Genomic DNA, 14,093 nt, shown 5'->3' with positions numbered 1-14,093 from the left:
TGCAGGATCACTCTCGGTCCCAGCGGAGGACTAAAGATGCCAGACAAGGATCGTCTCGCCCCGGATCTTGTGAACGAGTTTGTGAGCAAGGCGCATGGCGATCTCGACCGGGTCCGAAGGCTGCTGGCGGAGTATCCGATGCTCGTCAATGCGGCCTGGGACTGGGGTGGCGGCGACTGGGAGACGGGGCTCGGAGCGGCGGCCCATGTGGGGCGGCGGGATATCGCGCTCTGCCTCATCGAACATGGGGCGCGGATGGATATCTTTGCCGCGGCTATGCTGGGATATCTGCCGATTGTTCGCGCCATGCTTGAAGCAATCCCGCACGCGCGGACATGGAAAGGTCCGCATGGCATCGCGCTGCTGACCCACGCCGAGGCGGGCGGACCCATGGCTGCGCCGGTTGCCGATTTCTTGCGCACGCCCGCGCACGGTTGATCAACGGATAGTGGAATGCAGGACATCAAGTATGGCCGCGTCGTGCACAGGCGCGAGGATTTTCGTCTGACCCAGGGCAGGGGACTGTATGCCGGCGATGTCGCTCTGAAGAACGTGAACCACGTCGTGTTCGTGCGGTCGCCGCATGCTCACGCCCGGATCGACGCGATCGATACGGTCGCGGCCAGGCAGGCCACAGACGTCGTCGCGGTGTTCACTGCCGCGGACCTCGATGCTGACGGCGTGCGCGATTACAACCTGCCCACCAAATTGCAGCGGCCGGGCGGCGTGGAAGTGACAGAGACACCGCGCCCGCCACTGGTGCGGGATCGTGTGCGATTCCTTGGCGAACCCGTGGCGATGGTGATTGCGAAATCGCTCGATGCCGCGCGCGACGCGGCGGAACTCGTGGACGTCACGTACCAGGCATTTCCCGCGGCCGCGACAGTGGCTGAGGCGACAGCCGACCGGGCGCCGGCAGTGTGGGAGATGATGCCGGATAATGTAGCCTACCACTGGAGCAAGGGCGACGCGGCAGACGTCGAACGAGCCTTGAAGGATTCGCATCACGTCGCCCGGTTGGTGTCGATCTCCACACGCGTGTCGGCGAACCCGATGGAGCCGCGCAGCGCGGTGGGATACGTCGACAAGGACGGTCGACCAACGCTGCACGTCAGCTACCAGAGCCCGCACAATCTGCGTGATGCGCTTGCCGCCATGTTTGGCATGGAGAAGACGGCATTGCGTGTGGTTGCGACCGATGTCGGCGGGTCCTTCGGCATGAAGTCGGGCCTGGTGCGCGAGGAGTCGATCGTCTTCTGGGCTGCGAAGAAACTGCGGCTGCCCGTGAAATGGGTGGCCGACCGATCGGAAGCCTTTCTTGCCGACGAGCATGCGCGCGATATCGAAATCGACGCTGCGCTCGGCCTGGATAAGCGCGGACATTTCACGGCGCTCAGCGTCAGCTATCGCGTCAACATCGGCGCTTATCTATCGGCACGGTCGATCTCGCCGATTGGCAATTTCGGCGGGATCGCCGGTGTCTATCGCACACCGAAGATTCTTGGCCAGGCGACTGGCATCTTCACCCACACGACGCCGACCGCACCCTATCGCGGCGCCGGCCGGCCTGACGCGACTTATGCGATCGAGCGTTTGATCGACGTCGCGGCGCAGGAGATGAACATCGATCCGTTCGACTTGCGCAGGCGCAACCTCATTCCACCTGAGGCGATGCCCTACAAGACACCGTTCGTCTTCACCTATGATTGCGGCGACTTCATCAAGGGCATGGAGCGCGCAGCCGAGCTCGCCGGCTACAAGGATTTCGCCGCGCGACGCAAGGAGGCGAAAAAGCGCGGCAAGCTGCGCGGAATCGGCATCGCCAATCCGATCGAGGTGGCGGCAGGCCCATTCGCGCGGCCCGCAACCGACTTCGCGTGGATCGAAGCGAAGGCCGACGGCAGTGTGCGGCTGCGCGCAGGCGCCATGTCCGTCGGGCAGGGGTTGGAGACCTCGTTCTCAGACATCGTCGCGCAACGTCTCGGCGTTCCGATCGAGACGATCGACTACGTCTATGGTGACACCGATCAGGTCCAGCGCGGCAAAGGTAACGGCGGATCGGCAGCGCTGACCCTTGGTGGCTCGGCAGTCTCAATCAGCATCGACAAGCTTCTCGAGCAGGGCAAGCAACTCGCGGCCAACCGTCTCGAAGCGGCAGTGGCGGACATCGAATTCGCAGACGGACGCTTTCGCATCGCCGGCACCGATCGCTCGCTGTCGCTGGCCGAGGTCGCTGCATTGACAGGCAATGACGAGGGCCTGACCGGCGCGGGAGACTTCAAGCTTGCTCAGCCAACCTATCCGAACGGCTGCCATATCTGCGAGGTCGAGATCGATCCGGATACCGGGCGGGTCGAGGTCATCGGCTATGTCGGCGTCGAGGACGTTGGGCGCGTGTTGCATCCGCAGTTCGTCGAAGGCCAGATTCACGGGGGCGTTGCCCAGGGGATGGGCCAGGTGTTGCAGGAGGTCATCGCCCATGAGCCGGGCACGGGCCAGCTCCTGACAGGCTCGTTCATGGACTATGCGATGCCGCGCGCCAACGATCTGCCGAGCTTCACCTGCGACAATGTCGAGGTGCCGACGGCGCTCAATCCTCTTGGGGTCAAGGGGGTTGGCGAGGCGGGGACGGTCGGCGCGCTGGCTGCGACCATGAACGCGATCTGCAACGCGTTGGCGGGCGTCGGCGTCCGTCATCTCGATATGCCGGCGACGCCGGAACGGGTGTGGCGGGCGATCCATTCGGGCGCGCGGTCGACCTAACCGATTGAATTAATGCAATAAATTGATCCGGGCGGACGAAGTGACGCCGCCTTTCGAACGGCTATGCCTCTTGCGGTTTTCGGCCGCGGCGGGAACAGTGCGGTTCCGACGGTTTAGGTTCTAGGCTGGCAGCGTCGCCGCCTAGCGCGGTCGTGCGTAGTTGTGGCTGAGGCGAACGGTCAATGCAGTGCCCGCGGTGTCAGGCAGACAATCCTGAGCGCAAGAAATTCTGTGGCGAGTGCGGTGCCCCGTTAGGCGGGGCGGACGGATCGGCCCAGCCGCTGGAGATCCCGTCCGACATCGCCGCCGCACGCGATGTCGTATTGCGCGCCCTGGCCGAGCAGCGTCAGGCCGAGGAAGAGTATCGGAAAATCTTCGAAGGCTCGGTCGACGGAATCTACGTGACGACGCCGGATGGGCGCGTCCTCAACGCCAATCCGGCGCTCGCGCGCATGATGGGCTACGACTCGCCACAGCATCTGATCGACGCCGTCCCCGACATCTCGAAATCGATCTACGTCGATCCCGCCGCGCGCGAGGAGTATCTGCTGCGCATGCGTCGCGACGGCACGGTGCGCGAGTACGAGTATCAAGTGCGCCGGCGCAATGGCGATATCCTCTGGCTGTCGGACAGCGCCACCGCCGTGCGCGACGAGGGCGGGCGGGTGATCCGCCACGAAGGGACAGTACGCGACATCACAGACCAGCGCCGCGCCGAGCAGGCGCTTGCGGAAAGCCGCCGCCAGCTTCAGACCGTGATCGATACAGTGCCGGCGGTCATCAACGTCAAGGATACTGATTTTCGCTACCTGCTGATGAACCGCTACATGGCCCGAATTTTCGACGTCGAGCCGGAGGAAGCGCTCGGGCGTACCACCAATGAGATCATGGCCCGCTACGGTGCATCGAAGGCGACGTCGGGCGATCAAAGGGTGCTGGCCAGTGGCGAAGAGCTCGGATTTTATGAAGAGGCCTATGTCGATGCCGCGCGTCGGCTGCGGCACTGGATGGCCAACAAGGTGCCGGTCAAGAACGCTGCGGGCAAGATCGAATACATCGTCACGGTTGCGCTCGATATCACCGATCGCAAGCGCAGCGAGCAGGAGACCCACCGGGCGCGGGAGGCCGCCGAGAACGCGCTCGACAATTTGCGCGCGACGCAAAATTCGCTGATCGAGTCGGAAAAGCTTGCCGCGCTCGGCCGTCTGGTCGCAGGCGTCGCGCACGAAGTCAACAATCCGGTCGGCATCGGTGTGACGGTGGCGACGGCCCTGCAACGGCGCTGTCGGCTGTTTGCTGAGGAAATTGCGCGCGGCGAGCTGAAGCGGTCGAGCCTCAATGCGTTCGTGCACGCGAATCTCGACGCGGCCGAGCAGCTTGTCTCGAATCTTAATCGCGCCGCCGAACTGATCCAGTCGTTCAAGCAGGTCGCGGTCGATCGCAACGTGCCTGACCGGCGGCACTTCAATCTTGCGGATCTGACCGAGCAGATCCTCACCAGCCTGCGTCCCGGCTTGAGGGCGCGAAATCTGACGATCACCTCCGACTGCGCGCCGAACATCGACATGAACAGTTATCCAGGCCCTTATGGCCAGGTCATCACCAACCTGTTCCTGAATTCAGTGGCGCACGCATTTCCGAACAACGCGGCGGGCGAGCTCAGTATCACGGCGCGAGAGGCCGGAGACGACTATGTCGAGATCATCTACATCGACAACGGCATCGGCATGACCGACGAGGTGCGGCGTCATGCGTTCGATCCGTTCTTCACCACGCGACGTGACAAGGGCGGAACCGGGCTCGGACTGAACATCGTCCACAATATCGTCATCAACCGCCTAGGCGGGCGTATCGAACTGACGTCCGAGGTCGGTAAGGGAACGCGCTTTCAGATCCTGCTGCCGCGCGTCGCGCCGCCGGAGCGCGCGGAACTGTCGTTGCGAGCGAAGCGAAACAACCCAGACTGAATCTGCCGCAGCTGTTCGATGGCTCCGCAATACGAAAATCATCGTTAACGGCGTTGGTCGCGATGATGCCATAAATAGAAATGTTCTAGACGCGGGCGCGGCGAGCGACTTTGTGATACAAATCACGGTGTTTACATTTACGGCCGATGCATTATCTACCCCCGTGAATTCGTCGAGCGATTGAACCTTTCACTGTCCGCGGACGACAAATGCGAGCATGAATCCGAATTGAAAAATGCGCGTCCGAGCGGGCCAAGATTAATCTTCTCTCTCCAGCCATCCTGAAAAAACGAAACGCATGAGCGCCTTCAACAAAGAGCAAGTTCTTTCCGTGCGCCACTGGACGGACTCGCTGTTCTCCTTCACCACGACCCGCGATCCAGGCTTCCGGTTCCTGAACGGCCAGTTCACCATGATGGGGCTGGAGGTTGACGGCCGTCCGCTGCTGCGCGCCTATTCGATGGCGAGCGCCAATCACGAAGAATCCCTGGAATTCTTTTCCATTAAAGTCGCTGATGGTCCGCTGACCTCGCGTCTGCAGAAGATCCGCGAAGGGGACACCATCCTGGTCGGCCGCAAGGCCACTGGCACGCTGATCGCCGACAACCTGCTGGCCGGTTCCCGGCTGCTGCTGCTGTCGACCGGCACGGGCCTTGCGCCGTTTGCGAGCCTGATCAAGGACCCTGAGGTGTACGACCGGTTCGAGAAGATCGTCCTCGTGCACGGCTGCCGGCAGGTTTCCGAACTTGCCTATGGTGAACAGCTCGTCGCCGGCCTTTCAGAGGACGAATTCTTCGGTCCGGTGCTGACCGAAAAGCTGGTCTACTACCCGACCGTGACGCGTGAGCCGTTCCGCAATCGCGGCCGCATCACCGACCTGATCACCACCGACCGGCTGTTCGCCGACACCGATCTGCCGTCGCTGAATCTCGAAACGGATCGCATCATGTTGTGCGGCAGCCCGAGCATGCTGGAAGACCTGCGTGTCATTCTCGAAGAGCGCGGTTTCGCCGAAGGAAACCACAGCGAACCGGGCCACTTCGTGATCGAGAAGGCCTTCGTCGAGCGTTGACGTAGCAACTTGTAGCCCGGGTGAGCGAAGCGACACCCGGGGCTGAGTCTGTCGCGAGGATTCCCGCATATCGCTCATGCGGGCTACCGCCACTCCGTCATTGCGAGCGTAGCGAAGCAATCCAGTACAGAGGTTGCCGCAACCTCAGACTGGATTGCTTCGTCGCTTTGCTCCTCGCAATGGCTTCACTTCACCACGACGTACTTGCCATCCTTCACCGTCAGCAGGATGCGTGCGCGATCGTCGACGCCGAAGCGGTCCTTTTCGGTGAAGTTGTAGACGCCCTGGCTGGCCGGGATCTCCTTCTCTGAAATCAGCACCGTGCGCAGCGCCTCACGGAATTCGGGCGTGCCGGGCTTGGCCGACTTCAGCGCGATCGGAACGACGCGCTTCATCACCTCGAACGCGTCGTACATGTGCGCACCGAACTGGTTGCGGGAGTTCTCGCCATACTTTTTCTCGTAGACGGCGTTCAGTGCGAGGCCCGGCTTCTTCGTTAATGCCTGGTCGTGCTGTCCCTCCGGCGCCATCACCGGCCCTGACGCCATGATCACACCCTCTGCCGCCTTGCCGGCGATGCGGATGAAGTCGTGGGTCGCAGCGCCGTGCGTCTGGTAGATTGTCCCGGCATAGCCGCGTTCGCGCAGCGCCGCCTGCGGCAGCGCCGCGCCTGTGCCCGATGCGCCGATCAGGATCACGTCCGGCTTGGCGGCGACGAGCTTCAGCACCTGTCCGGCGACAGAGGTGTCGGGACGTGCGTAACGTTCCTCGGCGACGATGGTCATGCCCATCGGCCCGGTCTGGGTCTTGAGGTCGTTCAACCAGAGATCGCCGTAGCTGTCGGAGAAGCCGATGTAGCCGATCGTCTTCACGTTGTTCTTCTTCATGTGCTCGTAGAGCACCTTGCCCATGATCGGCACCGGCTGTGGCATCACCACCGTCCACTTCTCGCGTGCCGGCGTGAACGGCATCGGCGCGAGCGCGAAGTGCGGCACGCCCTGCTCATTGGCGACGGTCGAAACCGCGATAGTGGGAGGCGTGGTTGATGAGCCGACCAGAATGTCGGCCTTCGATTCCGTGAGCAGACGGCGGGCGTTGGTGGTCGCGGCGGTCGGATCGCCGGCATCGTCGAGCACGACGGTCTTGATCTTCACGCCGCCGATCTCTGCCGGGGCGAACTCCACAACATTGCGCTCCGGAATACCGAGTGCCGCGGCCGGCCCGGTAGCGGAGACGGTGATACCGACGACGAGCTCCTGCGCGGCGGCGGGGACGGACAGCGAAGTCAGGCCGAGCAGGGCGGCAGTAACTGTGCCCAACAACTTGGTCATGGATCGTTTCCTCTGATTTCGGCGCGGACGCGCCCTGGGGTCTGTCCTAGCCGGGGCCGTCACGCTCGATCAAGAGGCAGCGGTATGAGGCAAGCTCCACGCCCGGCAGGCTATCGCATATCGTTCCCGCGGAGGTCGCAACGAACTCGGCGCGCTCGCTCTCCCCGGTGAGAGAGGGTTGGGGTGAGGGGCGTAGCACCGTTGGTGTCGCTCAGCTGCTCTTGGGAGGTATTTCGGTGTTTTGTCTCGAAGCTCGACCTTTACAGCGACCGCGCGTGCTACGGCCCCTCACCCTAACCCTCTCCTAGCGAAGAGAGGGACTTAGGCCACGCGCGCGCTCGCATCCTACTCAAAACCTCATGGCTCTGCGGTCGTTCAGTCGAAGCCCTTCGGTGGCGCGAAGCCGCCAAATTCGCGCTCGATCAGCTCGGCAAGCCTCAGCGGCGTGCGGTCCTCGAGCCACGGCCCGACGATCTGCACACCGATCGGCAATCCGTCGGCTGACAATCCGATCGGGATCGATGTTGCCGGCAGTCCGGGCATGGTGGCGACGCCGGGCCAGATCAGCTGGTCCGAGTAGGGATGCGGCGTGTCGTCGATCATGATGAGACGTGTGCCCTGGTCCGGTGAGTGATCGTGCGGATAGGCTGGCGTCGGCATGATTGGACAGATCAGAGCATCGAAGCTCTTGAAGAACGCCCGCCACTGAGCGCGGTGCTGGGTGCGTGCGCCATTGGCGAAAAGCCAGTCGCGATGGCTCATCACGATGCCTTGCTGGCGCTCCGCAGCGAGGCTGAGATCCTTCGGACCGAGCGTCGGCGATGTTTCGCGCTCCCGCACCTCCTTCTGCGCCCGCGCGATCACCTCGGGTGGAAAGCTCATCGCCAGGAACGAGAGCAACAGGCGCATATAGAGGCGTGCAGCGCTGGCGAGATCGGGCAGCAGGTCGCTTTGCCGCTCGACCTTCGCGCCCTGCCTGGCGAGGCCGTCCGCGAGCGCGCCGATCGCGGTGCGCACGCTGGACGCAGTCGGCAGCAGTGGATGCGTGTCGAGCACGAGGATACGGTATCCCTTGAGATCGGCGTGGCGCGCAGCCGGCAAGGTGAGCCTGTAGGCGATACCGTTGTCGACTTCGTCGGGGCCGGCGATGACGTCGAGCAGCAGCGAGAGGTCTCCGGCCGAGCGCGCCATCGGCCCGATCACGGCGAGATCCTGGTCCGCAGGCAGCGGCGGAAGGGGCGGTGGCGTGTGTCCACGCGAGGGCACGATCTGCAGCGTCGGCTTGTGCGCATAGACGCCGCAATAATGGGCGGGCGAGCGCAACGAACCGCCGATATCCGAGCCGAGCGATAGCGGGCCGTAACCTGCCGCCAGCGCCGCGGCCGAACCGCCGGACGAGCCGCCGGGCGTACGGGTGACATCGTAGGGATTGTTGGTGACGCCGTAGATGGCGTTGTAGCTTTGCCAGTCGCCCAGCCCGAGCGGGACGTTGGTCTTGCCGACGATCACTGCGCCTGCCGCCTTGACGCGCTGAACCGCGAGTGCGTCATCCCGCGGGATGAAGTCCTTCTGCGGGACGAAGCCCCACGTCGTCGGCGTGCCTGCGAGGTTGTAGGATTCCTTGATCGTCATCGGAAGGCCGGTGAGCGGCCCTTGCTCGCCGCGTGCGATCGCTGCATCGGCCGCGCGGGCCGCCTCAAGCGCGCGGGAAAAATCACGCACGCAAATCGCGTTGACATGACCGTCGTACTTCTCGATGCGATCGATAGTCGCTTGCGTCAGCTCGACAGCCGAGACGTCTTTCGCAGCCAGCGCTGCTGCGGTTTCAGATGCGGTCTTGAAGGCCCATTGCGATCCAGCCACGGCTTTGCTCCCCGATCCAGCATCTTGTCTGCGGACGCTTTTGATTGGATGATCTGCCGATCATGCGCAGTTATCGTGTCACTCGCAAGACTGCGGGCAACGATCTGCGCTTCTCTCTCGGCAGGACTTGGATCTTCGGCAGGAATTGGAGCATGGCATTCTCTCTCGATCACGTGGTCATCGCCGTAGCGGACCTCGAAGCGGCGGTCGCCGGTTATCGTGCGTTGGGTTTCACAGTCTATCCGGGCGGGGTGCATCACGGCGGCGTTTCGCACAACGCGCTGGTGATTTTCGCCGACGGATCCTATTTCGAATTGATCGCCTACCGGGAACCGGCGCCTGAGGTGCGCTGGTGGCACGTGTTGTCCAGGGCTGGCGAGGGACTGGTCGACTTTGCATTGTTGCCGGAAAGCATCGAGCGTGACCTTGCAGCCGCGCGCGGCCGCGGGCTCGACCTCAACGGTCCGACCGCCGGCGGCCGGCTACGCCCCGACGGTGCACGGCTCGACTGGCAGGTCGTGCGCCCGAAAACGACGGACCTGCCGTTCTGGTGTGGCGACGTCACGCCGCGGACGTTGCGCGTCCCGGAAGGCGACATGCGCACGCACGCCAACGGCGTAACCGGCATTGCCTCGGTGAAGGTTGCCGTGAGCGACGTCGCGAAGAGCGCCGCGCGTTACGCAGCGCTGGCCGGTCCTGAGGCGGTCCGAGAGGTCAATGGCGGTGCTAGCGTGGCCATCGGGACGACGCCATTCGAACTCGCGGACGACGCCGCGGCGCGTACCCATGTCACGCGGCGCGGAGAGGGCCCGATGTCGCTGGTCCTGCGCGGACCAACCGCCAAGGCGCTCGATCTGAAGCAGACACACGGCGCGGACCTTTCGATTGCGGTCCACCACGTGCGCGATTAGGGCGAGGAAGCGGTCCACACTGCATCCAATGCAATGGATGCCCGGTCAGTTGGCATCTGATTCGGTTCGAAATCTTGGATCAATTGATTGCGCCGCGCTCGAAGTTTTGTGCCGGCGGATCCGTAGCGAAAACGATTGTAGTCTGACTAAACGCGAATTGTATGATACATATAGCACACGCGAGAGTATTCGAGTCGGCGGCTGCTAGCAACACGGTGCCCTCATGTCCCTTGTCTGCAATGCTCCCTGGAATGGGCTTTTTGTCTGGAACGACGGTACGGTTAGTTATTGCGGGCGGACCAAGGCCAAGGGCAATCTGCGCCAGCAAGATTTTCGATCATTCTGGAATTCCAAACCCGTTGAGGAAGCGCGTTCGCTGATTCTTGGCGGTCACTATTTTTCCTCTGGTTGTCCGCCGACCTGTTGCTTGCTGACGAGCAAGAAGCCGGATGAATACGTCAAATACTTCGATAGCCCCCCGGAAGCGGTATCTTGCATCTCGCGGCGTCATGCTTCGACCCAGCCCCCAGGTCGGCCTCCGCGTTCGTATGCCGAAAATCTCTTGTTGATCGAACGCGATATCGAAGCACATCGGTCCGTTGTCTCGACCTTTCCCTCGACGTTGTCACTGCAACTTTTCAACTATTGTTCGTTGCGATGCCCGATGTGCTGCTTCGGTGTTATCCCAGCTAATCAAAAGAAACCTACTATCAATATTATAGATTCCCTTGTGCTGGATCGAGTGAAGGAGGTTTATCCGTTCGTCGCGCGGGTCGATCTGGTCGGCGGAGAATTGTTCGACATCCCGTTTGACGAAAATCCGCTAGTTCGCGTTCTCGCCGACATGGCGGAGGTTGCGGCCGACACGATCAAAGTCACTATCACGACGAATGGTCAGCACCTCTCGCGACAATGGGCAGACCACCTTCTCCAATATCCCTTCATCGACATCATCGCCTTCTCGATCGACAGCTTTGATCCTGAGGTCTACGCGCGCACGCGCGTCAGCGGGTCGCTTGATCGTGTTCGACGCAGCCTCGAGAACGTTCAAACTGCGAAAGCTAGGCGCAACGCGACGTATCCGATTATCAAGATGAACACCATTCTGGGCGTGCACACTCACGATGGTGTGGCAAGCTTTCTCGAGAACGCACGATTGCTGGGGGCAGACGAGGTTGAATTCCAGAAGTTGGTCGTTATGGGCCAGCCAGAGTTCTTCGCCGAGAATAATCTATTCAGTCCTAAGCATGTGGAGAAGCTTATTCGGGTTTGGCGGGATCTCGCGGCAAGCGATTTCCGCTCTAACCGGAACGAAATTATGGGAATGATCTCAGCGTATCTTGCGCATCTTGGCTGCTGGAATCGACTTCTGGAGGAGGAAGTATCGATTCCGTTCGCGATGCAGTTGCGGCAGGACAACTACATTGGACCCGTATCTCGCAAGCGGCATGCCGCTCAAACTTTTGTCGCAAGGCGTGCCTCGATTTCACGGATTAGATTTGTCGCTGGAACGTATCAAAGGCATAACTCTTGCGACCTGCATGTCAGCATCGAAGGGCCGAAAGGTCCTATCGTTCGCTCCACGATCAATGCGGCGGCGCTTGAAGACAATGCGTGGGTGACGGTCGACGTTCCGAAGACGACCTTAGAAATCGGACGCGAATATGCCTTGACTGTTCGATCATCCGCATCAGACGTTGCGAACGCGATTGCCATTCGCTGCGCCCCAGAAGGAACTGGATTATCTTTCGGAGGCGTAAGGCAACAAGGGGAAATGGCCTACATGCTATTTTGAGCCGCATCCGTCGATAGGTTACGGAGTGACGGCATTTCCGTTACTTTGCGGTTCATCGAGCCAAAGGCTGCCGAGGCGTCCTTGACTATCTCGGACTTCCAGATTTCTCACCCGATTGCCGGATGCACTTTGCGAGTCTGGTTGTTTTGAGAAGTGAATGCCGGGTAGGCCCTTTTGCAGAAGGCCGCAATCCTGTGCGAGACCACCAAGAATGACATTGTTGTCTGCGCGACCGCCTTCGGCCTCGGCCTGAATCAGAACGCACTGATAGCCGATGTTCGCAACGCGGAGATGCCCAATGACGACGTTACTTGAGTCTTTAATGAACAAGCCGCGCGGAAATCCGATCATGTGAATTGATCCAATTACCGTACCGTCAGACGCGTTGCTGACCTTCATGCCTCCATAGCCGCTGTCGTTGGGTGCGGTATTTTGTCCAACAATTTGTCCCAGGGTGGAGTTTGGACTGGCTGCCAGATTGATGACTGCGGATGCAATCTCGCGTCCGCTAAGGTAGCCAATCCGCGTCTGAGGCGACTCGGATATAGAGAGCAAATGGTATCCGATATTCAGCCCCTCCACATTTTCGAAGGATCCATTTGACGATCCTCTTTGTGCGGTAACGCCGTTGCCGTGAATGTTGACGAGATTCACGTTGCGCACCTGGAAATTAGCGCAGTTATCAAAAACGATGCCGCTGCCTGCGCCTTGGACCGATCGATTGCCGTCGAGGGACAGGCTATCGATCGCTACATGCTGCGCCTTGTGACATGTGATCGCGTTGGTGTCACTTGCCGGCAACTGCACTAACCACGTATTTTCCTTGCCGCTGCCGCGTATCACGACGTTATCACGATCAACCGTGATGCTGCGGAAGTAGTAACGGCCGGGTGGGATCACCCCGTTGGCCTCTACGATATGCTGCAGATAGGTAGTGTCGTCCGTCTGGGCCGCAGCACCGAGTGGGGCGATCGCGACTAGAACTAAACCAAGAGCAGCTCTGATCGTCATGTAAGCTCGCGCGCTTGCCCGATGCTTGGTGAAAGAAGCGAGAATCCAGCGGATGCGCCGAGATTACTTTGCTTACTGATTCGCGACGGAGGCGACTACTTACGAACAGGACGATAGGGTGTCCCAATCCCATTGGTCAAGTCGATCTGTCTAAAACGGTGTGACAATGCAAGTGCCCGCGCTGACCGACTTCACCAAGCCAGTTCAAGGATCTCCATCACCTGTCCCGTCGTGGTCACCGGCTTCGGATTGGTCTTCATCGGAGGATCGCGCAGCGACTTTGCGGCGATGTCGTCGAGCTGATCGCGCTTGATGCCGACGTCGCGCAGCCGCGTCGGCACGCCAAGCTTTGTGGCAAAGGCGAGAATCGCGTCGGCGAGCTTGTCGCCTGCGACGCCGATGACGGCGCCCGCATGCGCCTGGCGTGCGGCATTCACATCGTAGTTCCAGCGCAGCACCGACGGCAGGCAGACGCCGGTGGTGTGGCCGTGCGGCACGCCGTAGCCGCCGATCACGTGGCCGATGGCGTGACTGGCTCCCACGGGCACGCCGCTGGTGCCGCCGAAAATCGACAGCCACATGCCGAACTGGCAGTCCATTCGCAGTTTCAGGTTGTCCCCGGCGCCGCCGAGCTGCGGCAGCGACGTGTGGAGCAGCTTCAGTGCGGAAACCGATGCGGCGTCGGCCAGCGGCGGCGCCTCCAGCGCGCAGAGGCGTTCGACGGCGTGATCGACGGCCTTCATGCCGGTCGCGAACAGGTTCGGGATCGGCGAGGCGAGGGTGGCGGCCGGATCCAGCACCACCACCTGTGGCACGAACAGCGGGTTGGCGAAGGATTCCTTCACCAGTCGCGCCGGGTCGGTGACGCCTGCATACCAGGTAAACTCGGCTGCCGAGAACATGGTCGGGACCGCCAGCATGCGAATCCGGCTCGCCGCATCCGCGGGCCAGTGACTCGGATCGCCTTGCCGTCCGCCGCGGTAGGCGTCCATTTCCTTCTGATCCTTCAGCCCGTGCCACAGGCACAGGAGCATCGCCTTGGTCGCGTCCACGACCGAACCGCCGCCGACGGCAACGAGGAGATCGGCGTTTGCCGCGCGTGCAGCCACCGCGCCCTCGATCACGCAACTGCGCGGCGTATGCGCAGTGACACCGGAATAGAGACCTGCGAACTTGTCGCCGAGCGCACGGCCGATCTCATGGGGCAGGGCGTTGTCGCCCGAGAGCGAGCCGCTGGTGGTGATGAAGACGCGCGACTTGCCGAGCTTCTGCGCCTCCTCGACGATCACGTCGGCCACGGGCCGGCCGTGAACGACGCGCTCCTGCAGGAAGTTGCGCTGGATGCCGGGCGTCAGCGATTCGGATGGTTTGTCGGGCATG

The 14,093-nt window shown here is 61.8% G+C and carries 9 protein-coding genes and 1 pseudogene; 6 read left to right on the top strand and 4 right to left on the bottom strand.

All coding sequences use genetic code 11. The features are described from left to right. Nucleotides 1–36: 36 nt before the first annotated feature. The 4 genes and pseudogenes from RCO31_RS24795 to RCO31_RS24780 all read left to right on the top strand — a co-directional run bounded on the left by RCO31_RS24795 (nucleotide 37) and on the right by RCO31_RS24780 (nucleotide 5,802). The gene (locus RCO31_RS24795) at nucleotides 37–438 is read left to right on the top strand and encodes an ankyrin repeat domain-containing protein (protein ID WP_308971249.1); all 402 of its coding nucleotides are present in this window, start codon (nucleotides 37–39) and stop codon (nucleotides 436–438) included. 15 nt (nucleotides 439–453) lie between these two features. Beyond that, complete coding sequence (locus RCO31_RS24790; RefSeq protein ID WP_308971248.1) at nucleotides 454–2,763, top strand: xanthine dehydrogenase family protein molybdopterin-binding subunit; 2,310 nt, start codon at nucleotides 454–456, stop codon at nucleotides 2,761–2,763. Between the two features lie 170 nt (nucleotides 2,764–2,933). Then, nucleotides 2,934–4,730 (top strand): annotated as a pseudogene (locus RCO31_RS24785) (PAS domain S-box protein); the annotation flags it as partial. A 298-nt stretch (nucleotides 4,731–5,028) separates the two neighbouring features. Next, entirely contained in the window at nucleotides 5,029–5,802 is a 774-nt protein-coding gene (locus RCO31_RS24780; RefSeq protein ID WP_308971247.1) for a ferredoxin--NADP reductase, read from the top strand. A gap of 185 nt (nucleotides 5,803–5,987) precedes the next feature. Here the strand turns inward: RCO31_RS24780 and RCO31_RS24775 are convergent, their stop codons facing one another. Both RCO31_RS24775 and RCO31_RS24770 read right to left on the bottom strand, forming a co-directional pair. After that, nucleotides 5,988–7,133: an ABC transporter substrate-binding protein gene (locus tag RCO31_RS24775; protein ID WP_308971246.1), complete on the bottom strand. Its 1,146-nt coding sequence runs from the start codon at nucleotides 7,131–7,133 to the stop codon at nucleotides 5,988–5,990. 375 nt (nucleotides 7,134–7,508) lie between these two features. Then, on the bottom strand, nucleotides 7,509–8,996 hold the full coding sequence (locus tag RCO31_RS24770; RefSeq protein WP_308971245.1) for an amidase: 1,488 nt from the start codon (nucleotides 8,994–8,996) through the stop codon (nucleotides 7,509–7,511). 152 nt (nucleotides 8,997–9,148) lie between these two features. Between RCO31_RS24770 and RCO31_RS24765 the strand changes: the two genes are divergently transcribed. Together RCO31_RS24765 and RCO31_RS24760 are read left to right on the top strand one after the other, a co-directional pair. Continuing rightward, the gene (locus RCO31_RS24765) at nucleotides 9,149–9,907 is read left to right on the top strand and encodes a VOC family protein (protein WP_308971244.1); all 759 of its coding nucleotides are present in this window, start codon (nucleotides 9,149–9,151) and stop codon (nucleotides 9,905–9,907) included. Nucleotides 9,908–10,130: 223 nt separating this feature from the next. Continuing rightward, nucleotides 10,131–11,702 (top strand): radical SAM protein, encoded by a 1,572-nt coding sequence (locus RCO31_RS24760; protein ID WP_308971243.1) that lies wholly within the window; start codon nucleotides 10,131–10,133, stop codon nucleotides 11,700–11,702. A gap of 18 nt (nucleotides 11,703–11,720) precedes the next feature. On the opposite strand, the gene RCO31_RS24755 is transcribed toward RCO31_RS24760, so the two are convergent. Both RCO31_RS24755 and RCO31_RS24750 read right to left on the bottom strand, forming a co-directional pair. Next, nucleotides 11,721–12,713 carry a right-handed parallel beta-helix repeat-containing protein gene (locus RCO31_RS24755; protein ID WP_308971242.1) on the bottom strand — a complete coding sequence of 331 codons (993 nt, stop codon included), beginning with the start codon at nucleotides 12,711–12,713 and terminating at the stop codon, nucleotides 11,721–11,723. 191 nt (nucleotides 12,714–12,904) lie between these two features. Continuing rightward, nucleotides 12,905–14,092, bottom strand: coding sequence for an iron-containing alcohol dehydrogenase (locus RCO31_RS24750; protein ID WP_308971241.1), 1,188 nt, complete (start codon nucleotides 14,090–14,092; stop codon nucleotides 12,905–12,907). Nucleotide 14,093: the final 1 nt, after the last annotated feature.

It is taken from the genome of Bradyrhizobium sp. LHD-71 (assembly GCF_031157255.1).
GTDB lineage: Bacteria > Pseudomonadota > Alphaproteobacteria > Rhizobiales > Xanthobacteraceae > P52-10.
Note: the sequence above shows the minus strand (reverse complement) of the source record. Positions and strands in the feature narration are given on the sequence as shown.